We start from the raw sequence: 20,394 nt of genomic DNA on the forward strand, positions 1-20,394 counted from the left end.
TGCTGATTCATGACGGGCTCCCTCAGACCTCGTACGGCTGGACGACGATGAAATTGCCGGGCGCGCCACGGAACTGGAGGTTCACGCTCTCTCCCGTGGAGCCCGCGTACGCGTTGCTGCGCATCCTGACCTGGCTGGAAACGATCGCCTGCGCGGCGGCCGACCAGGCGACCACGGCATGGCAGTCGGCGAACGTCGTCGGCGTGACCGGCAGCACCACGGGCACGCCGTGGGTCTTCACGATGACCGTGCCGTTGCCCTGGAACTGCATGACGAACAGCGCGCCGCCGGGAATGCCGTGGCCCTCGATCCTGCGCACCTCGTGCTGGAGGGACTCGTCGAAGGCGAGGACGTTCTCCGCGGAGACGCAGATCGCGTCGCCCTGGAGTTCGATGGGGTGCAGGTGCGTGCCCTCCTCGGCGAGGAAGACCTGACCGCGGCCGGAGCAGCGCATCAGCTGCATCTCCTGGCCGGTGGCATTGCCGACGATGCGGCCGGCGAAGCCCGCGCCCTTGTAGCTGAACTCGACCTTGCCCTGGTAGAGCACCATCGAGCCCTGGCGGGCCAGGATCGGCTGGTCGGCCACGCCCAGGTCGACGCGGACCAGCTTCTCGTTCTGCTGCGTCCAGCGCTGGCCGGTGGGGGCCTCGCGGTACTTCTGGAGAGCGGCGGCGACACCGGCGCCCTGGGGGGCCGCGCCCTGGGGCATGGCGCCTTGCGGGGCGGGGGGCTGGCCGGGGAACTGGCCGCCCTGCGGTTGCTGGCCGTAACCGGGCGGCATCGGGGCCTGCGGCTGCTGGCCGTACCCCGGAGGCATCGGGGCCTGGGGCTGCTGGCCATAGCCCGGCGGCAAGGGCGCGGTCGGGCCGGGGGCCTGCTGGCCGGGCACCTGGCCGTACTGCGGCTGCTGCGGGGGCTGCTGATCGGGCCGGCCGTACGGCGCGGGGGCCGGCGGGGGCGGCATCGTGCCGCCGGGCGGCTGGTGCACCGGCGCCACGATGGTCTGCGCTGCGTGTGCCGACGGCTCGGCCGGGGCGGGCGCCGGGGGCGGGGTGGCACCCTGTGGCGGCGCGAAGCTCTGCGCGGGGGCGGGGGCGGGGGCAGGCGCGGGTGCCTGGGGCGGCGCGGCAGCCGCCGGGGCGCCGAACGCGGGCGGGGCCGCGGCCTGCGCCGGGGGCGCGAAGGAGGGCGCCGCGGCCTGCGGCTGCGCGGGGGCGGGCTCCTCCTCGGCGACCTCGCCGCCGAAGTTCCTCAGCAGCGCGTCGAGTCCGCCGTCGAAGCCCTGGCCGATCGCGGCGAACCGCCAGACGTCCTTCAGATAGAAGTCGCCCAGCATGACTGCGCGCTCCGTGGAGAACTCCGCGCCGGTGAAGGCGTAACGCGCCACTTCCTCGCCGCCCGCGACGATGCGGATGTATCCGGAGGCGACCTGCGACATCTGCCCGGCGCCGTCGATCGTCGCCGTGAACGAGAGCCGCTGGATCTGCGGCGGTATGCGGTCGAGCGTGACGCGGAAGGACTCGGTGTCACCCGCCTGCGCGCCCAGGAGCTGGATCGACTCCTCGGGCGACTTCGGCTGGTTGAAGAAGATGAAGTAACGGTCGTCCGACAGTCGCTCGCTCGCGTCGAGGCCGAAGCAGCTGATGTCGAAGGTCAGCCCGGGTGCCGAGATCTGTACGCCTACGTACAGATCCGTCCCCGCGGTGAGGTCACTGATCTTGGCCTTGTGGCCGCGCTGGAATTCCCTGGCCATACGTAACGACCGTCCCCCATCCCGAATGTGAATGCGTCGCGCCAGGCTAACCGCAAAGTCTGACAGCGGACGAAGCCGGTACAGACCCGCTACACAACCGTCGGACGCGGCGGACGTTCACTCCTCGCGGGCGGCCGGCAGCTGCGGCAGCCGGCCGGCGGCGACCACACCTTCGAGGTAGCCCCTGGCCCGCTCCGTACGCGGATAGGCCTCCAGCAAGCGCCAGAAACGCGGCCCGTGCCCGGGGACCAGGAGGTGGGCGAGCTCGTGGACGAGGACGTAGTCCACGACGTACTCGGGCATGCCCTGCAGCCGGTGCGAAAGGCGGATGCTGCCCTCCGACGGCGTGCAGGAGCCCCAGCGGGTGTTCTGGTTCGTGACCCAGCGAACGGAGGCGGGCCTCGCGCGGCCGTCGAAGTACTGGTCGGAGAGCTGCCTGGCCCGCTCGCAGAGCTCCGCGTCACCGAGGAGCCGCTTGCTCTCCTGCGCCGCGAGCTTGTCGAGCATCACGTTGACCCAGCGCTGCTCCTCCGCCTCGGACATGCGGGCGGGGATGAGGACGACCGTGCGGTCGCCCTCGCGGTACGCCGAGACCGTTCTGCGCCGGCGGGCGCTGCGTCTGACCTCGACCGCGCTGGGGCCCGCGCCGGGCGGCGGCGGACTGGTCGTGCTGCGCTGTGGAGTTCCGGCGCGACGCGCTGAGGTCTCCCCAGCGACGCGAGAGGACGGGTCGGCGGGCACGCCCCGACGTTACCCGCTGGGCGTGGGGGAAGTCCCGCCTCCGGGACGGTTCGGCGGCGATCCGCCGCCCGGTCGTTCGACGCATACGACCGATTGGTTCGACCAGTACAACTGATCGAAACGACCCGTCGGCTGATCGACGCGATCCGTGCGGCTGATTAGTACGACAAGTACCCCGTGCCTGTGGACAACGCGACGCGGACAAGTGGCGGGGCGGGCATTCTGGCAGTCGATCGGCGCGGCGGACGGGACCGCGCCGGGCGGACGACGGGGGACCACCATGCATCCGACCTTGAAGCCCGCGCTGCGGCGCGGCTGGCGGGACCTGAGCACCGTGCAGTTCGGGGTCGCGCCCGCGCACGCCATGGCGCTCGGCCCGATGGACACCGCGACCGGCAGCTTCCTCTCCCTGTTGGACGGCACCCGGGGCTTGCCGCTCCTGCGCGAGGAGGCCCGGCGGATGGGTCTGCCGGACGGTCACGTGGACAGGCTCCTTGGCGAGCTGTCGCGGGCCGGCCTGCTCGACGACGCGACGGGTGGCGGTGCCGCGGCCGACGCCCTGCGCAAGCGGAGCGGAGCCATGGACCGGCTGCGGTCCGACCTGGCCTCGGTGTCGCTTCTCACCTCCGAGCCTGGTGAGGCGATCGAGAGGCTGGCGGCGCGCCGGGCCATGCGCGTCCGCGTCCAGGGAGCGGGGCGGGTGGGCGCCGTCGTGGCCTCGGTCCTGGCGGGGGCCGGGGTGGGGCGGGTCGAGGTCATGGACGGCGGGCAGGTGGAGCCTTGGGACGTCGCGCCCGGCGGGCTGCCTGCGGAGGCGATCGGGGAGCGCCGGGACACGACCGCGCGCCGACTGGTGCGGCAGTCGGCGCCGGACCGGCCCCCGCGCACGAACCGCGCCGCGTCGCCCGGGTCACCGTCAGCTGGGCCGTCGCTCTGGCAGGCCCCGACGGCCGAGGACCGGGCCGGGCTGTCGCTCGTGGTCGTCGCCCCGCGTGAAGGCCTGGACGCGTACGCCCCCGACCCCGTCCACGCCGAGGACCTCCTCGCGGCCGGCATCCCTCATCTCTACGCCGGGGTGATCGAAGGGACGGGCGTGGTCGGCCCTTTGGTCCTGCCCGGCTCGACCGCCTGCGCGGGCTGCCTCTTCCGGCAGCGCGCGGACCGCGATCCCACCTGGGCCCGGATGCTGGCGCAGTGGCGCTCGGGGCGTTCGCGGCACGTGCCCGCGTGCGACCTCGCCCTGTCGACCTCGGTCGCCGGGCTGGTCGCGGGGCATGCGCTCGCCTTCCTGGACGGGGCGTCCACGGCTGCCACGGGAGTCCGCTGGGAGGCGTCCGTCCCGGGATTCGACTGGCACGCGCGTCCGGTTTGGCCGCATCCCGCATGCCCGTGCGGGGCGGGCGCGGACGTTAAGGGGGATCGGCTCACCACGGAGAAGGAGCGGCACGCAACAATGGCCGGGTAACCGCCTGAGAAGGCGTGGCTGTCTGGGACTTGGAGGGGCGCATGTCTGATCTTCCCCGGAAGGCGGTCACCCGAACCGCCAAACTGGCCGCGCTGCCACTCGGCTTCGCGGGACGCGCGACCTGGGGGCTCGGGAAGCGGATCGGGGGCAAGTCGGCGGAGATCGTCGGGCGCGAGTTGCAACAGCGCACGGCGGAGCAGCTGTTCAAGGTTCTCGGCGAGCTCAAGGGCGGCGCCATGAAGTTCGGGCAGGCCCTGTCCGTCTTCGAGTCGGCGCTGCCGGAGGAGGTCGCCGGGCCCTATCGCGCGGCGCTCACGAAGTTGCAGGAGGCGGCGCCACCGATGCCGACGAGCACCGTGCACTCGGTGCTCGTGGAGCGGCTCGGTGAGGACTGGCGCGACCTGTTCCTGGAGTTCGAGGACAAGCCCGCTGCCGCCGCGTCGATCGGCCAGGTGCACCGGGCGGTCTGGGCGGACGGACGCGAGGTCGCGGTCAAGGTGCAGTATCCGGGAGCGGGCGAGGCGCTGCTGTCCGACCTGACCCAACTCAGCCGGTTTGCCCGCCTTCTGGGGCCGCTGATTCCTGGGATGGACATCAAGCCGCTCATCGCGGAACTGCGCGACCGGGTGTCGGAAGAGCTCGACTACGGCCTGGAGGCGCAGGCGCAGCAGGCGCACGCGTCGGAGTTCGCCGACGACCCCGACGTGGTGGTGCCCGAGGTGGTGCACCAGGGCGAGCAGGTCCTGGTCACGGAGTGGATCGACGGCACCCCGCTGTCGGAGGTGATCGCCGACGGCACTCAGGAGCAGCGCGACCGGGCGGGTCAGCTGCTGGCCCGCTTCCTCTTCTCCGGCCCGGCACGCACGGGACTCCTGCACGCCGATCCGCACCCGGGCAACTTCCGGCTGCTGCCCGACGAGAAGGGTGGCTGGCGCCTCGGTGTCCTGGACTTCGGCACGGTGGACCGGCTGCCGGGCGGCCTGCCCACGACCATCGGTGAATCGCTGCGGATGACGCTGGACGGCGAGGCCGACGCGGTCTACGACATGTTGTGCGAGGAAGGCTTCGTCAAGGAGACCGTCGACCTCGAACCTGACGCGGTGCTCGACTATCTCCTGCCGATCATCGAGCCGATGCTGGTGGAGGAGTTCACGTTCACCCGCGGCTGGATGCGCAGCCAGGCGGCCCGGGTGGCCGACCCCCGGTCCCCCGCCTACCAGTTGGGCAAGCGGTTGAACCTCCCGCCGTCGTATCTCCTGATACACCGTGTGACGCTGAGCACGATCGGGGTGCTGTGCCAGCTGAACGCCACGGTGCGGATGCGGGCCGAGCTGGAGGAGTGGCTGCCCGGTTTCGTCATCGAGGAGGGCGAGGCCGTGGCTGGCGCCTGAGACCGAGCCCTGAAGCCTGACACATCGGAGGCATCGGAGGCACCGGCACTGGACGCCTCAAGCTTCTCGGGGGCTACGGCTACGGCTACCACCAGTCGGAGTCGAGGCGGCCCTCGATGGCTCTGATGTTCTCCCGCGCGCAAGCTTCGCAGTAGTAGCGGCGGACGCCGTTCTCCACGGAGCAGGTCCAGGTCGGCGGTGTGCCTTCGGCGGCCGTGCCGCAGCGGGCGCACACCCGGTTCTCCGTGGCGGTGTGCTGAGGCTTCTGCTCGTCCACCGGGCGACCATATCGCCGGGCGGAAGGGTTCGCGGAGCACAACGCACAACGGGGCCGGTCCGTTCGGACCGGCCCCGCTCTTGCTGCCTCTTACTGCATGACCGCCATGGCGAGCGCGCGCCGGGCACGCCGCGAGGCGCGCTCCGCGCGGCGCTGCATGCGGCGGGCCGCCATCAGGCGATCGGCCGGGCGTTGCGCCTCGGCTTCACGCAGTCGTTCGTGCATATGCGCACGAGCCATGGCTTCTGGGATGAGTTGCATCTCTCGGGTCCTGTTCTGGCGCGAGGTGTGCGCGCCGGCGGTGGTGAAGTCTCGGGTCGCGGAGCCTGTGGGCTCGCGGGTGGCTGCCTTCATCGGGGCCTGCTTCTTGGGGTCGTGCGTCAGGGGGCGGTCGATGGTTCCGGCGGTGCTCATGCGACGACCGGGTTCTTGCGCGGGCGGCCACGGGGCCGCTTGCGGGCAACGACCACGCCCTGGACGAACAGCTCGCCGCCCCAGACGCCCCACGGCTCACGCCGCTCCTTGGCGCCGGCGAGGCAGGCCTCCATCAGGGGGCAGGTACGGCAGAGGGACTTCGCGTACTCGACGTCGGCCGGGGACTCGGCGAAGAAGACCTCGGGGTCGTAGGCGCGGCAGGGGACGGGTACGCCGAGGTTCTCGATGGCGTCGTCGAGCGCGGTGAGCGCGGTGAGGGGAGTCAAGGTCGGGTCCTCCGTGGGAGTGGGCGGGGAGATCACCTGTGAAGGCGGTACGGACGGGGCGTGCGCTTCGAGTTGCACGGTGGTGTTTTCCTCGTCTGGTCGTGCCGGCCTGGGTCGGCCGGTTGGCGGCTGGTACCGGGTCTTGCTCTTGGCCCTTCGCTCTGTCTCCCTGTTTCGGGGAAAACAGAAGGGCCGCGGATCCCGGGTGGGGTTCCGCGGCCCTGAAGGCGCCTGTCTGATCGAGATCAGACTGGATCACTCCAGGGTTCGAGCCCACGGAAGGCCCACATCGTGTGGTGCTGCGTCGTCTGCTTCCGGAATCCGGCACCGGCCGCCGCAAAGGCATAGGCCTGGGCCTGCGCCTCCGCTACTGCTGCTTCCGGTGCCTTGGTCGGTCGCTCATTGCCCTCATTGGCCTCGCGAATGGAGAGACCGGCGAGAGGCAGGGAGGAGGACAGCGGAAGAACGGCGGGGATGCCGCCGGACAGACCGGTGCCCTGGTTCGAGAAGCCGAGCAGGCAGGAAGCGACGACCGAGCGATCGGTCATTTTGGCGGTGCTGATGAAGCTCTCGTTGATGCTGATCACTGGAATTCGCCTCCTCTCGGCGTCTAGGGGATCGACCGGAACCGATCCTGCGGACTGACAAGTACAGCACGGCCCAGGGCTTCGGAGAAGCCGCTGTTCCGTGCTTAAGAACCTATGGGTCTTCCTTGCGCATGCGCAAACTATTTTTTCGACGAGTTTGAATCATTCTTCCTCGGCGCCCCTTACACGCTCCTGACCTGCGCAGATGGCAAGCACCTCGGCGCCGAAGCGGTGAAACTTGCGGACGCCGACGCCCGGGATCCGCGCCAGCTCGCCCTCGTCGTCAGGCACGGCCTCCGCGATGGCGATCAAGGTCTTGTCCGTGAAAACGCAGTACGCGGGCTGTCCCAGCTGCCTCGCCTGGTCCGACCGCCACTCCCGCAACCGCTCGTAGAGTCCTTCGTCCATGTCGGACGGGCAGTCCTCGCACCGCATGAGCTTCATCTCGCCGGCGTCGGTGAGGGTCCGGCCGCAGACGCGGCAGCGGGCCGGGGTGCGGATCTTGCGCTGGCGGCGGCCGACTGCCGGGGCCGCTGCCTCACCGGCGCTGCCGCGCTCGACACCGCCGGGACCGCCGCCCGCGGCCCGGCCCGCCGCGCCCGCTCCGGAGCCCGGGCGCAGGCCGTCAAGGAAGCGGCTGGGGCGGCGGTTCGGACGCCCGCCCGGCGAGCGGGACAGGGCCCAGGAGAGGGAGAGGTGGACGCGGGCGCGGGTCACTCCCACATAGAGGAGACGGCGCTCCTCCTCGATCTGCTCATCGGTCTTGGCGTAGGTGATCGGCATCATGCCCTCGGCGAGACCGACGAGGAACACGGCGTCCCACTCCAGTCCCTTGGCCGCGTGCAGGGAGGCCAGGGTGACGCCTTCGACGGTGGGGGCGTGCTGGGCGTTGGCCCGCTCGTCGAGCTCGGCCACGAGGTCGGCGAGCGTCGCCTCCGGCTTGGCCCGCACGAAGTCCTCGGCGAGGCGCACCAGCGCGGCCAGGGATTCCCAGCGGTCACGGGCCGCGCCGGAACCCGCCGGGGGCTGCGAGGTCCAGCCCTTGGTCGAGAGCACGGCCCGCACCTGGGAGGGCAGGTCGACCACGTCGTCCAGGAGCGCGTCGTTGCCCCCGAAGCGGGCGGCGCCGCGCAGGGCCGCGCCCGCTTCCCGGACCTCGGTGCGCTCGAAGAACCGCTCGGCGCCGCGCAGCTGGTAGGGCACGCCCGCGTCGGCGAGCGCCTGTTCGTAGATCTCCGACTGGGAGTTCGTCCGGAAGAGGACGGCGATCTCGCTGGCGGGGACGCCGTCGGCGAGCAGGGCGCGGATGCGGCGGGCCGCGCCTTCGGCTTCGGCCGGTTCGTCCGCGTACTCCGTATAGACCGGCTCCCTTCCGGGGTCGCGCTGGGAGATCAGTTCCAGCCGGTGGTCGGCGGCGCGGCCGCGGGCCTGGGAGAGGAGGCCGTTGGCCAGGTGGACGACCTGGGGCGTGGAGCGGTAGTCGCGGACCAGTTTGACGACCGTCGCCCCCGGGTGGCGGGTGCGGAAGTTCAGCAGGTGGTCCGGGGTCGCGCCGGTGAAGGAGTAGATCGTCTGGCTGGCGTCGCCGACGACGCAGAGGCTGTCGCGGTCGCCGAGCCACAGCTCCAGGAGGCGCTGCTGGAGGGGGCTCACGTCCTGGTACTCGTCCACCACGAAGTGCTGGTACTGGGCGCGGACCTGCTCGGCGATGTCGTGCCGGTCCTGGAGGATGCCGACGGCGAGGAGCAGGACGTCCTCGAAGTCGATGACCGCGCGGTCACGCTTGAGGTCCTCATACGCCGCGTAGAGCTGGGCGATCTCGGCGGGGTCGCGCGGGACGTCGCGGCCGGACTTGGCGGCCGCCGCGGCGTAGTCCGAGGGGACGGTCTGGGTGACCTTGGACCACTCGATCTCGCTGGTCAGGTCCCGCAGCTCATTGCGGTCCAGTCGGATGCGGCAGGCGGCGGCCGCGTCCGCGACGAGCTTGATCTTGCGGTCGACGATCCTGGGCAGGGACCCACCGACTGCTTTCGGCCAGAAGAACTGGAGCTGACGCAGGGCCGCGGAGTGGAACGTGCGGGCCTGGACGCCGGAGGCGCCGAGCTGGCGCAGGCGCCCGCGCATCTCGCCTGCGGCGCGGTTGGTGAACGTGACGGCCAGCACGCTGGCGGGCTGGAGAATCCCGGCGCGCACCCCATAGGCGATCCGGTGGGTGATCGCCCGCGTCTTGCCCGTGCCGGCGCCCGCGAGGACGCACACCGGCCCGTGCAGGGCGGTGGCCACCTCGCGCTGCTCGGGGTCGAGCCCGGCGAGCACCGCGTCGGCAGAGTCCGGGACCTGCGGGAAGAGGGTGGAGTGCGTTGCTGATGTCACCCCGCCATGCTGCCAGGTCGCCAGAGGCGGATGAGCCGGTTGTCCACAGGGGAGCCCCGGCAGTCGTATTAATGCGGGAATGGGGGCCGGGTCTCGTACGTTCGATTCATTGCGATGATGACGGACCCCCGCGTCATCGCGATGACGCACCCCGAGCGACGAAGGAGCACAAGAGACATGCCGGGCACTGTGACGATGTACAGCACCACGTGGTGCGGCTACTGCCGCCGACTCAAGGGCCAGATGGACCGCGAGGGCATCGCGTACACCGAGATCAACATCGAGCAGGACCCGGACTCGGCGGCCTTCGTCGAGAAGGCGAACGGCGGAAACCAGACGGTTCCCACCGTTCTCTTCCCGGACGGTTCGACGCTCACGAACCCCTCGCTGGCGCAGGTCAAGCAGAAGCTTGGTGCCTGAGCGACTCAGCCCACGGTCCCCGGCTTCGGCAGGGGCTTGCCGTACCAGAGCTCGATCAGCCGGGCCGCAATCGAGATGCCATAGGGAGGCAGGACCTCCCCGGACTCGAATGCGGCCCGCAGCTCTTCCCGGGAGAACCAGCGGGCCTCGTGAATCTCCTCACCGTCGACGTTGATCTCCGAAGAGATCGCGTCGGCCATGAAGCCCAGCATCAGGCTGGAGGGGAACGGCCAGGGCTGGCTCGCGACGTACTCCACGTCGCCGACCGTGACGCCCGCCTCCTCGAAGACCTCGCGGCGCACCGACTGCTCGATGGACTCCCCCGGCTCGACGAAGCCGGCGAGGGTCGAGAAGCGCCCCTCGGGCCAGTGCACCTGGCGGCCGAGGAGGATGCGGTCCTCGCTGTCCCGGACCGCCATGATCACGGCGGGGTCCGTGCGCGGGTAGTGCTCGGCGCCGCACGCCTGGCAGCGGCGGATGTGGCCCGCCGCGGCGATGACGGTGCGCTCGCCGCAGCGCGAGCAGAAGCGGTGCAGACGCTGCCAGTTCTCCAGGGCGACGGCGTGCACCATCAGGCCCGCGTCCCGGGGCGAGAGCAGCAGGCCCGCCTCGCGCAGCCCCGCGGGGCGAGCCGACTGGTCCATGCGGCCCGGCAGTGTGTCCTTCTGAAGCGCGAAGTAGCTGACGCCGTCGTCGTCCGTGCCCAGGAAGTAGCGGTGTTCCTCGGTGAGCGGCGCCTCGAAGGCCGGGGTCATCAGCAGCTCGGTGCGGCCCTCGGGGGTCTCGTCGATGAGCACCTGACCGCCGGACACCACGAAGACCCGGGTCGTCGGGTGGCTCCAGGCGGCGGCGAGCCACGCCTCGTCCATGCGGTGGTGCGCCGCGCGGTCGATGCCGCTCGGCGCGGTCAGCGAGACGGGGCGGTCTGCGGTGCGGTCGGTCCAGGTGGTCACAGGTGCTTCCAACTCCCCCGATGGAATGGATGGTCAGTTCGGCAGGGCGTGCGGCGGGACGGGCTCGGCGTTGCGGGGACGGTCAACGGGCACGGGCGCCGCGCCAGTTCTCCGCGAAGTCGCCCCACAGGTAGGCGGTCGTCTCGACGCCCTTGAGGAGCAGGTCGATCTCGACCTTCTCGTTCGGCGCGTGCCACCCGTCGGACGGGACGGAGATGCCGAGGAAGAGCACGGGCGCGGCGAGGACGTCCTGGAGGTCGGCGGCCGGCCCCGAGCCGCCCTCGCGCGTGAACAGGATCGGCTGCTCGAAGGCGCGGCCCATCGCGCGGACCACGGACTTCAGGGCCGGGTGGTCCAGCGGGGTCAGGCACGGACGGGTGCCGGGGCTGAAGGTGACGGTGTGCCGGATCCCGGCGGGCACGGTGGCCGCCGCCCAGGCGCGCACGGCCTCCTCCAGCCGGTCCGGGTCCTGGCCCGCGACCAGACGGAAGGAGAGCTTCACGAGGGCGGACGACGGGATGATCGTCTTGCTGCCCGCTCCCTGATAGCCGCCGCCGATGCCGTTGACCTCGGCCGTGGGGCGGGCCCAGATGCGCTCCAGGGTGGTGTACCCGGCCTCTCCGTGGGCGCCGTGCGACTTGGCCGTACGCAGCCAGCGCTCCTCGTCGAAGGGCAGCTCGGCGAAGAGCGCGCGCTCCGCGTCGGTGAGTTCCGTGATGCCTTCGTAGAAGCCGGGGATCGCCACGCGCGCGTGCTCGTCGTGGAGGGCGGCGACCAGGCGGGCGACCTCGGTGGCGGGGTTGGGCACGGCGCCCCCGAAGGAGCCGGAGTGGATGTCCTGGTCGGGGCCGTGCAGCTCGATCTCGCACTCGGCGAGGCCGCGCATGCCGGTACAGACGGTCGGGGTGTCCTCCGACCACATGCCGGTGTCGGAGACGATCACCGCGTCGGCGGCGATGCGGTCCTTGTGGGCCTCGACGAGCTCCCGGAAGTGCGGGGAGCCGGACTCCTCCTCGCCCTCGACGAGCAGCTTCAGATTCACGGCCGGGGTGGTGCGGCCCGTCGCGGCCAGGTGGGCGCGGACGCCGAGGGTGTGGAAGAAGACCTGGCCCTTGTCGTCGGCCGCCCCGCGCGCGTGGAGGCGGTTTCCCTGGACGACGGGCTCGAAGGGGTCGGTGTGCCAGCCGTCCTCGCGGGCCGCGGGCTGGACGTCGTGGTGGCCGTAGACGAGCACGGTGGGCGCCTGCGGGTCGTCCGAGGGCCACTCGGCGAAGACGGCGGGCGCTCCCGCGGTGTCCCAGACCTCCGCCGTCGGGAAGCCGGTCTCCTTGAGGCGGGCGGCGAGCCACTCGGCGCTGCGGCGCACGTCCCCGGCGTGGTCGGGCTGGGCCGACACGGACGGGATGCGCAGCCACTCGGCGAGGTCGTCGAGGAAGGCGGCCCGGTGGTTCTCGATGTACGTGCGGACGGCGCTGTCCGGTGTCTCGCTCATGGTCACGAGCCTATCCGCCATCCGGGGTCGGCTCGTGAGGCGGTTCGCCGCCCGGGACACCGGCCGGTTCTTCGAGCAGCAGCCGCTCGAGATCGGCGCGGCCCGGGAGGTTCCTGGGGCGGGCGACCTCCCCGCTGCGCACGTACAGGAAGGCGGCTCTCACCGACTCCGGCGGGACGCCCTGCTGCTCGGCCCAGGCGAGGCGGTAGACGGCGAGCTGGAGGGGATCGGCGGTGCGGGTGCGGCTGGTCTTCCAGTCGACGATCTCGTACGTCGTGTCGTCGCCGTCGCCTTCTTTGTAGACGGCGTCGATGCGGCCCCGGATCACCCGGTTGGCGATGACGAACTGGAAGGGCACCTCGACGCGGTGGGGCGTGCGCCGGGCGTACTCGGTGCGCTCGAAGGCTTCCTTGAGTGCTTCCAGGTCCCGCTCGTCGGCGATCTCCGCCTCGCCGGGGCCGCCGCCCGGCAGGTCCTCCGGGGCGAGCATCGGCAGCGTGAGTTCTTCGAAGCGGGACTCGACCCAGGCGTGGAAGCGGGTGCCGCGACGGGCCGCGGGCTGCGGCGGGCGGGGCATGGGCCGGGCGAGCTCCTTGGCGAAGCCGTCGGGGTCGGCGGCCAGGTGCATCAGCTCGGACGCGGTGAGCGAGGGCGGTACGGGGATGTCCCTGACGGCCTCGCGGGCGCGCAGGAGCTCTCCGGTGAGGGCGTCGAGGTCACGGTCCCAGGAGGCGAGGGTGCGGGCCTCTTCCGGGGTGAGGCGGGTACGCGTGACCCGGCCGCCGTCCTGACCGTCGCCGTGGTCGGGGTCGGCCGGGTGCGGGCGGGCTTGCGAGGGCTGGGCGGGGAGCGGCACACGCGCGTGGGCGGTGTCCTGTGGCTCCGGGGTCGCCGGGTCTTCCAGGGCGCCGGCGGGGTGCGGGATCGTCGGGCGTTCCGTCGGCAGGGAGTCCCACTCGGCCAGGTCCAGTTCGGCGTCCGGGTCGGCGAAAGCGGCGTCGGGGAGATCGCCGTCCGGGAATCCGCTGTCTCCGTAGGGCGCTTCTTCGTCCCGCGCTTCTTCGTCCTCCGGAGGGGGCGGCCACTCCGGGTCGTCGGCCGGGGGGACGTCGTCGTACGCCGAAGGGTGCGCCGCCTCGTGGGAGTGGGCGGTCTCCGGGTCCCCGGTGAGGCGCTCCAGGTGGTCGAGGACGGTGCGGGCGGCGGCACGACGACGGACCAGGGAGGCGTCGTCCAGCGGGAGCGGCCACGCGTGCTCGGTGCCCGCCTCGCTCAGGGCGGGATTCTCCTCGTCCTCGGCCGGTTCGTCCGCCCACGCCTCGATCTCGCCGTGGCCCGCCGCGCAGTGGTCGTGCAGGGCCCACAGGAAGTCCGAGGGGCCGCGCGGCTTCTTCTGCGAGGGACCCCACCAGTGGCCGGAGCCAAGGAGCAGGGAGCGGGGGCGGGTGAAGGTCACGTAGCCGAGGCGGAGCTCCTCGGTGCGCTGGTGGTCCTTCATGGCTTCGTGGAAGGCCTTCATGCCCTTGGCGTCCCACGCGTCGATGTCGGGCAGGGTGGCCGCGTCGCCGCGCAGTTCGTGCGGGACGACCTTGGCCTGGGCGGTCCACTTCTCGCGGCCCTGCGCGCTCGGGAAGGTGCCGTTGACCAGCCCGGGGACGGCGATGACGTCCCACTCCAGGCCCTTGGACTTGTGGGCGGTGAGCACCTTGACGGTGTTCTCGCCGCCGGGCAGGGCGTTGTCGAGGCCCTTCTCGTACTGCGCGGCGGTGCGCAGGAAGCCGAGGAAGGCCAGCAGTGTCGCGCCGTTGTCGTTCGCGGCGAAGGAGGCGGCGACGTCCAGGAAGTTCGAGAGGGTCTCGCGGCGGCGGGCCGCCAGGGCGCCGGGCGACGCGGAGAGCTCCACCTCCAGGCCGGTGACCGCGAGCACGCGGTGCAGTACGTCCATCAGCGGGTCGGACAGCGAACGGCGCAGGTCGCGCAGTTCGGCGGCGAGCCGGGCGAAGCGCACCCTGGCGTCCGCCGAGAAGGGCAGGCCGTCGTCCCCGGAGGCGTCGCCCGGGTCGAGGGGCGACTCCAGGAACGTGTCGAGGGCGTCCGCGAGGGATATCACCTCGGCCGGGTCGACTCCCTCGACGGCTTCGGCGAGGCGGCGGTCCGGGTCGTCGGGGGCGGTGTGCCCGGGCCGGACGAGCAGGCGGGCCCGGCGGCCCAGGAGAGCGAGGTCGCGGGCGCCGATCCGCCAGCGCGGTCCCGTCAGCAGCCGCACCAGCGAGGCGTTCGCCCCCGGGTCCTGGAGGACCTCGCAGACGGCGACGAGGTCGGCGACCTCCGGGAGGTGGAGGAGCCCGGAGAGACCGACGACCTCCACGGGGATGTCGCGGGCGACGAGCGCGCCCTGGATCTCGGCGAAGTCCGTGGCCGTGCGGCACAGGACGGCGATCTCGCCGGGCGCCTTGCCGGTGCGCACGAGGTGGGCGATCGAGTCGCCCAGCCAGTCGATCTCCTCGGTGTGCGTGCGCAGCAGGGCGCAGCGGACCATGCCGTCGCGCTCGGCGCCCGGCGCGGGGCGCAGGGCCTCCACGCCCGCGTGCATCGCGCGCAGGGGCTCCGCGAGGCCGTTGGCGAGGTCCAGGAGGCGGCCCCCGCTGCGGCGGTTCTCGCTGAGCGCGTGGCGCCTGGCGGGGCGCCCGTCGGCGTACGCGAAGTGCTCCGGGAAGTCGTCGAGGTTGGCCACCGAGGCGCCACGCCAGCCGTAGATCGCCTGGCAGGGGTCGCCGACCGCGGTCACCGGGTGGCCCGTGCCGCCGCCGAACAGGCCGGACAGGAGGATGCGCTGCGCCACCGACGTGTCCTGGTACTCGTCGAGGAGCACGACGCGGAACTCGTCCCGGAGGATCTCGCCGACCTCCGCGCGGGTGCGGGCGAGCGTCGCGGACAGGGCGATCTGGTCGCCGAAGTCGAGGAGGTCACGGGAGCGCTTGGCCGCGCGGTACCGCTCGACGAGCTCGGCCAGCTCCAGCCGGGCCGCCGCCGTCTCCGGAACCTTGCGCAGGTCGGCGTTGGTGAGCTTCGCGCCGTCCAGGGCGCGCAGCAGCTCGGTGTCGTACGCGCGGAGCCTGTCGGGGCGTACGAGGTGCTCGGCGAGCTCGCTGTCGAGGGCGAGGAGGTCACTGACGAGGTCGGGGAAGGACCGGGTCAGCGCGGGATAGGGCCCGGGGGCCTCGCGCAGCACGCGCGCGGCGAGCTGGAAGCGGGTGGCGTCGGCGAGGAGGCGGGAGGTCGGCTCCAGGCCGATACGCAGGCCGTGGTCGGTCAGGAGGCGGCCCGCGAAGGCGTGGTACGTCGAGATGACCGGCTCACCCGGAGGATTGTCCGGGTCGACGGCTTCGGGGTCGGTGACGCCCGCCTTGATCAAGGCTTGGCGCACGCGCTCGGCGAGCTCGCCCGCCGCCTTGTTGGTGAACGTCAGGCCGAGGACCTGCTCGGGGGCGACCTGGCCGGTGCCGACCAGCCAGACCACGCGCGCCGCCATCACCGTCGTCTTGCCGGAGCCGGCTCCGGCGACGATCACCTGCGGGGCAGGCGGCGCGGTGATGCAGGCCGTCTGCTCCGGAGTGAACGGGATCCCGAGGAGCTCCTTGAGCTGCTCGGGGTCGGTGATACGAGGTGGCACGTCAGAGAGGCTAGCGGTGGTCACTGACAACCGGGGCGGGTGCGGTTGTCCGTGGCCACCGCTGCCTCAGGGGAAGCCTGGGATCAGGAGCCCGAGGCCAGCTTCTCCGGGTCGACGACCTCACTGGCCGGCGGGGCCTTGACGTCGACGGTCTTGCCGTAGTCGCTGAACGTCACGGTGCCGGGGCCGTCGCTGCCCTTGTTCACGACCTTCAGGAAGTACGGCTTGCCCTCCATCGCGACGTAGAAGGTGGTGGTCTCGCCGTCCTTCGTGCGGGTCAGGACGGCCGCCTTCGCGCCGCCGACCTCGGCGTCGTCCTTGCGCTTCAGCTTCTTGAGGTTCTTGTTGCTGAACATGTCGTCCGGGTTGCAGATGGCCTTGCCGCCCTTGTTGGGCTGCTTCACCCAGCGGCCCTTGAGGAGCTCGGCCGTGGAGCCACCGCCCTGGGCCTCCCAGAACTTGTCGTCACCCTTGGAGTACGAGAACTCGCCGGCGGACAGGAACTCGGCCTTCCCCATCTTGGCCGAGCCCATCGTGCCCTTGCAGTCGCCGGACTTGGCGACCGAGAACTCGATGTCGCTCACCTCGCCCTTCTGCTTCATCTGGCCCTTCATCCGGTAGGACCCGGCGTCCTTAGAGGCCTTGGATGCCTTCTCGGCGATCTTGTCGGCGCTCATGCCGTCGAAGGGGTCCTTGTCGCCGTCGCTGCTGCAGCCCGTTACGCCGATGACGGCGGCGGCACAGGCAACGGCCACTGCCAGGAGCTTCCGGTTGGCTGCCATATACGCGTACTCCTCAAAAAGGTGCGCCGCGGTCGGCGCACAGCAAGTTCTTACCGTGACTTTAATTCGGCCATGTGGGTGCTGTGACCCCCGGGGCTACTCCACGACGTGCCGGCCCTCCGGGCGCGCGCTGCACGAGGCGCGGAACGCGCAGTGCGTGCAGTGCTGTCCGGTGGTCGGGGTGAAGCGTTCGTCGAGCACCTTGCCCGCGGCTGTCGCGAGGAGGTCGCCGATCCACTCCCCGGAAAGGGGCTCCTGGGCCTGCACCTTGGGCAGGGCGTCACCGCCGTTCTTCTTGGCCGCGCCCTGACGCAGTTGCACCAGTTCGGCACCGCCCGGCTCGGGACGCACCCCTCCGAAGGCCTCGTCCGCGGCGCCCTCGCGGACCGCGAGCTGGTAGACGGCGAGCTGCGGGTGGCGGGCGACCTCCGCGGTGCTCGGGGCCTGCTTGCCGGTCTTGAAGTCCACTACGTAGGCGCGGCCTTCCGCGTCCTGTTCGACGCGGTCCATCGAACCTCGTACGCGTACTTCGTAGGGGCCCGCTTCGAGCGTCACGTCGAAGCCGTGTTCGCTCGCGACGGGGGTGCGGCTGCCGCGGGCGCCGTTGGAGTCGACGTGCCACTGGAGGAAGCGTTCGAGCGCCACGCGCGCGTGCTCCTTCTCCTGAGCCGACTTCCACGGGGCGTCGAAGGCGAGGGCGTCCCACACCGAGTCAAGGCGTGCCATGAGGACGTCCAGGTCGGCGGGTGTGCGCCCGGAGGCGACCTCGTCGGCCAGGACGTGCACCACGTTGCCGAAGCCCTGGGCGGCGGTCGCGGGGGCGTCCGCCTTCACCTCCCTGCCCAGGAACCATTGCAGGGAGCACGTGTTGGCGAGCTGGTCGAGGGCGCTTCCGGAGAGCACGACGGGCTTGTCGCGGTCCCTCAGGGGCACTTCGCTCGCCGTCGGCTCGTACATGCCCCACCAGCGGTACGGGTGCGCGGACGGCACGAGCGGGCGGCCGTCCCCGTCGTTGAGCGCGGCGAGGCGGGCCAGCCGCTGGGCCGCCGCCTCCCGCAGGGTCTCCGAGACGCGCGGGTCGACGGTGGTGGCGCGCAGCTCGGCGACGAGCGCCGCGACGGACAAGGGGCGGCGCGGGCGGCCCGTCACGTCCTTGGGTTCCACGCCGAGTTCCGTGAGGAAGCGGGAGGGCTGGTCACCGTCGTCCGCGGGCGCCTTCACCGCGGTCACGACGAGGCGTTCACGCGCGCGCGTGGCGGCCACGTAGAACAACCGGCGTTCTTCGGAGAGGAGTGCTCCGGGGGTGAGCGGTTCGGCGAGGCCGTCGCGGCCGATGCGGTCGGCCTCCAGGAGGGAACCCCGGCGGCGCAGATCGGGCCAGAGGCCTTCCTGGACGCCCGCGACCACGACGAGGCGCCACTCGAGGCCCTTGGCGCGGTGCGCCGTCATCAGGCGCACGGCGTCGGGGCGTGCCACGCGGCGCGTGAGCGTGTCGGCGGCGATGTCCTGCGCCTCGGTCTCCTCGAGGAAGTTGAGGGCGCCGCGGCCGCCCGTACGCTCCTCCGCGCGCGCCGCGGCGGCGAACAGGGCGCACACCGCGTCGAGGTCGCGGTCGGCGTTGCGTCCCGCCGCGCCACCGCGCCGCGCCGCGCGCTCCAGGCGCCCGGGCCACGGCGTGCCGTCCCACAGCTCCCACAGCGCCTCCTCGGCCGTGCCGCCACCCGCGAGGCGCTCACGGGCCTTGCGGAGCAGCGCGCCGAGCCGCTGGGCGCCCCTGGCATACGTCGGGTCGTGCGCCACGAGCCGCTCCGGCTCGGCGAGGGCGCGGGCCAGCAGCTCGTCGGATGGCGGCGGCAGGTGGTTGCCCGCCGCGCGCTCCTCCTCGCGCAGGGCACGGCCGAGGCGGCGCAGATCGGCGGCGTCCATCCCGGCCAGGGGCGAGGTCAGCAGGGTCAGCGCGGTCTCGGTGTCGAGCCAGGAGGGGGCGGTGCGGGCGACCGAGGCCGCGCCCTCTTCGGAGGCCGCTCCCTCTTCGGGTCCCGCGGCCGCTTCGGGTCCCGGGGCCGCTTCGGGGTCGGCATCCACTTCCGGAGCCGCTGCTTCCGAATGCGGAGCCGGCCCCGGGACCGCCGCTTCGGAGTCCGGAGCCGCCCCAGGGTCCACCGCTTCGGAGTCCGGAGCCGCCCCAGGGTCCACCGCTTCGGAGTCCGGAGCCGCCTCCGAGATCACCGCCATGGCCACCACCCGCAGCGCCGTCAGAAGCGGCGTCACCGCCGGCTCATGGCGCAGTGCGATGTCGTCGCCGTCGATCTCCAGGGGGACGCCCGCCGCACTGAGGCTGCGGCGGACCGCGGGGATCGTGCGGGCACCGGCGCGGACCAGGACCGCCATGTCGCCCCAGGGCACCCCGTCCTCCAGGTGCGCGCGGCGCAGGATGTCCGCGACGTTGTCCAGCTCCGTGCCGGCCGTCGGGTACGTGTACACCTCGACCCGGCCGCCGTCCCTGACCGGCGTCAGCTCGCGGTGGGCCCGCACCTTCTCCGCGGGCAGCCTGGTCAGCGGCATGCGCCGGGTGAGCAGCCGGGTGGCGGCGAGCAACTGCGCGCCGGACCTGCGGGACGTCGTCAGGACCTCGACCGGCGCCGGGGTGCCGTCCGCGCGCGGGAAGTCGTACGGGAACTCCAGGATGCCGTTCACGTCGGCACCCCGGAAGGTGTAGATCGACTGATCGGGGTCTCCGAAGGCGACCAGTGTCCGGCCGCCTCCGGCGAGCGCGTGCAGGAGCCGTACCTGCGCCGGGTCGGTGTCCTGGTACTCGTCCACGAAGACGGCGTCGTACTGCGCGCCCAGGGCGCGCGCCACCTCGGGGCGGCGCGCGAGCAGGACCGCGCGGTGCACCAGTTCCGCGTAGTCGAGGACTCCTTGCAGGTCGAGTACGTCCAGGTACTCGGCGAGGAAGGCCGCGGCCGCCCCCCAGTCCGGGCGACCGCTGCGGCGGGCGAAGGCGTCGAGGGCGGCCGGGCCGAGGCCCAGCTCGCGGCTGCGGGCGAGCACCGCGCGCACCTCGTCGGCGAAGCCGCGGGTGGTGAGACAGGCCCGCAGTTCGTCCGGCCAGCGGACGTGCCCACGGCCTTCCTTCGCGAGGTCGATCTGGCCCGCGAGCAGCTCACGTACCGCCACGTCCTGCTCAGGACCCGACAGGAGCCGCAGCGGCTCGACGAACAGGTCGGCGTCCTGGTGGGCCCTGACGAGGGCGTAGCAGAAGGAGTGGAACGTCGTGGCCTGCGGGGCGCGCGCCGCCCCTATGCGCAGCGCCATGCGGTCGCGCAGCTCGACCGCGGCCTTGCGGCTGAAGGTGAGGACCAGCAGCCGCGCGGGGTCCGCGCCGCGGGCGACGCGTTCGGCGACGGCCTCCACAAGGGTGGTCGTCTTGCCGGTGCCGGGACCCGCCAGAACGAGGAGTGGGCCGCCCTTGTGGTCAACCACCGCGCGCTGACCTGCGTCCAAGCGAAGGGGCTCCAACGGGGCCGGCGGCGTACGCACCAGTCGGTAGGCACCCGGAGTCCCCTGTCGTACCTGGTGGTGCGACGGGTGCCGAACGTGCCGGGCAGAAGAGGGGGAACTCACGTGGGTCGCCGGTCCTGGTGGGTGTGCTGGTCGAGAAGTGGCCGCGCGGGAGCCGCGGGGTGATGGGGATGTGTGCTGTCGACGCTACGCCAGTGGGCGAGGTGGACGCGTGGCTTCCCCCGTACGGGCCACCGGTCCCCCATCGGGCCGCCGGATGCC

At 72.3% G+C, this 20,394-nt stretch carries 15 protein-coding genes; 3 read left to right on the top strand and 12 right to left on the bottom strand.

Annotation, left to right across the window (positions count from 1 at the left end):
* Positions 1-22: 22 nt before the first annotated feature.
* Positions 23-1,753: a TerD family protein gene (locus tag ACF062_RS13750; protein ID WP_392137939.1), complete on the bottom strand. Its 1,731-nt coding sequence runs from the start codon at positions 1,751-1,753 to the stop codon at positions 23-25.
* A gap of 117 nt (positions 1,754-1,870) precedes the next feature.
* A complete protein-coding gene (locus ACF062_RS13755; protein WP_392137941.1) occupies positions 1,871-2,494 on the bottom strand; it encodes a M48 family metallopeptidase in 624 nt (207 codons plus the stop codon).
* 280 nt (positions 2,495-2,774) lie between these two features.
* On the opposite strand from ACF062_RS13755, the gene ACF062_RS13760 reads away from it, so the two are divergent.
* Together ACF062_RS13760 and ACF062_RS13765 are read left to right on the top strand one after the other, a co-directional pair.
* Complete coding sequence (locus tag ACF062_RS13760; RefSeq protein ID WP_392137943.1) at positions 2,775-3,959, top strand: TOMM precursor leader peptide-binding protein; 1,185 nt, start codon at positions 2,775-2,777, stop codon at positions 3,957-3,959.
* Between the two features lie 41 nt (positions 3,960-4,000).
* A complete protein-coding gene (locus ACF062_RS13765; protein WP_320590017.1) occupies positions 4,001-5,350 on the top strand; it encodes an AarF/ABC1/UbiB kinase family protein in 1,350 nt (449 codons plus the stop codon).
* 85 nt (positions 5,351-5,435) lie between these two features.
* On the opposite strand, the gene ACF062_RS13770 is transcribed toward ACF062_RS13765, so the two are convergent.
* The 5 genes from ACF062_RS13770 to ACF062_RS13790 form a co-directional block, all read right to left on the bottom strand.
* On the bottom strand, positions 5,436-5,627 hold the full coding sequence (locus ACF062_RS13770; protein ID WP_392137945.1) for a hypothetical protein: 192 nt from the start codon (positions 5,625-5,627) through the stop codon (positions 5,436-5,438).
* Positions 5,628-5,717: 90 nt separating this feature from the next.
* Positions 5,718-6,041, bottom strand: coding sequence for a hypothetical protein (locus tag ACF062_RS13775; RefSeq protein ID WP_223776644.1), 324 nt, complete (start codon positions 6,039-6,041; stop codon positions 5,718-5,720).
* Positions 6,038-6,406 carry a WhiB family transcriptional regulator gene (locus ACF062_RS13780; RefSeq protein WP_223776643.1) on the bottom strand — a complete coding sequence of 123 codons (369 nt, stop codon included), beginning with the start codon at positions 6,404-6,406 and terminating at the stop codon, positions 6,038-6,040. The genes ACF062_RS13775 and ACF062_RS13780 overlap by 4 nt, the downstream gene beginning before the upstream one ends.
* Before the next feature lie 167 nt (positions 6,407-6,573).
* The gene (locus tag ACF062_RS13785) at positions 6,574-6,915 is read right to left on the bottom strand and encodes a hypothetical protein (RefSeq protein WP_223776642.1); all 342 of its coding nucleotides are present in this window, start codon (positions 6,913-6,915) and stop codon (positions 6,574-6,576) included.
* A 162-nt stretch (positions 6,916-7,077) separates the two neighbouring features.
* On the bottom strand, positions 7,078-9,369 hold the full coding sequence (locus ACF062_RS13790) for an ATP-dependent DNA helicase UvrD2 (RefSeq protein WP_392138851.1): 2,292 nt from the start codon (positions 9,367-9,369) through the stop codon (positions 7,078-7,080).
* A gap of 96 nt (positions 9,370-9,465) precedes the next feature.
* On the opposite strand from ACF062_RS13790, the gene ACF062_RS13795 reads away from it, so the two are divergent.
* On the top strand, positions 9,466-9,708 hold the full coding sequence (locus tag ACF062_RS13795; protein ID WP_223776641.1) for a mycoredoxin: 243 nt from the start codon (positions 9,466-9,468) through the stop codon (positions 9,706-9,708).
* Between the two features lie 5 nt (positions 9,709-9,713).
* Here ACF062_RS13795 and nudC read toward each other — a convergent pair whose 3' ends face one another.
* The 5 genes from nudC to ACF062_RS13820 all read right to left on the bottom strand — a co-directional run bounded on the left by nudC (position 9,714) and on the right by ACF062_RS13820 (position 20,235).
* Positions 9,714-10,661 (bottom strand): NAD(+) diphosphatase, encoded by a 948-nt coding sequence (gene nudC, locus ACF062_RS13800; RefSeq protein ID WP_223776640.1) that lies wholly within the window; start codon positions 10,659-10,661, stop codon positions 9,714-9,716.
* A gap of 82 nt (positions 10,662-10,743) precedes the next feature.
* The gene (locus ACF062_RS13805) at positions 10,744-12,153 is read right to left on the bottom strand and encodes a dipeptidase (RefSeq protein ID WP_392137948.1); all 1,410 of its coding nucleotides are present in this window, start codon (positions 12,151-12,153) and stop codon (positions 10,744-10,746) included.
* Between the two features lie 10 nt (positions 12,154-12,163).
* On the bottom strand, positions 12,164-15,826 hold the full coding sequence (locus tag ACF062_RS13810; RefSeq protein WP_392137949.1) for an ATP-dependent DNA helicase: 3,663 nt from the start codon (positions 15,824-15,826) through the stop codon (positions 12,164-12,166).
* An 83-nt stretch (positions 15,827-15,909) separates the two neighbouring features.
* Positions 15,910-16,608: a hypothetical protein gene (locus ACF062_RS13815; RefSeq protein ID WP_320590021.1), complete on the bottom strand. Its 699-nt coding sequence runs from the start codon at positions 16,606-16,608 to the stop codon at positions 15,910-15,912.
* Positions 16,609-16,704: 96 nt separating this feature from the next.
* Positions 16,705-20,235: an ATP-dependent helicase gene (locus tag ACF062_RS13820; RefSeq protein ID WP_392137951.1), complete on the bottom strand. Its 3,531-nt coding sequence runs from the start codon at positions 20,233-20,235 to the stop codon at positions 16,705-16,707.
* Positions 20,236-20,394: the final 159 nt, after the last annotated feature.

Origin of the sequence: Streptomyces sp. NPDC015345 (assembly GCF_043078805.1) — a bacterium.
Classification (GTDB): Bacteria; Actinomycetota; Actinomycetes; order Streptomycetales; family Streptomycetaceae; genus Streptomyces.

Excerpts from the sequence above, each read along its gene's own strand:
- ACF062_RS13750 (WP_392137939.1), bottom strand. The coding sequence starts at position 1,753 with ATGGCCAGGGAATTCCAGCGCGGCCACAAGGCCAAGATCAGTGACCTC.
- ACF062_RS13760 (WP_392137943.1), top strand. The coding sequence starts at position 2,775 with ATGCATCCGACCTTGAAGCCCGCGCTGCGGCGCGGCTGGCGGGACCTG.
- ACF062_RS13765 (WP_320590017.1), top strand. The coding sequence starts at position 4,001 with ATGTCTGATCTTCCCCGGAAGGCGGTCACCCGAACCGCCAAACTGGCC.
- ACF062_RS13775 (WP_223776644.1), bottom strand. The coding sequence starts at position 6,041 with ATGAGCACCGCCGGAACCATCGACCGCCCCCTGACGCACGACCCCAAG.
- ACF062_RS13795 (WP_223776641.1), top strand. The coding sequence starts at position 9,466 with ATGCCGGGCACTGTGACGATGTACAGCACCACGTGGTGCGGCTACTGC.
- ACF062_RS13805 (WP_392137948.1), bottom strand. The coding sequence starts at position 12,153 with ATGAGCGAGACACCGGACAGCGCCGTCCGCACGTACATCGAGAACCAC.
- ACF062_RS13815 (WP_320590021.1), bottom strand. The coding sequence starts at position 16,608 with ATGGCAGCCAACCGGAAGCTCCTGGCAGTGGCCGTTGCCTGTGCCGCC.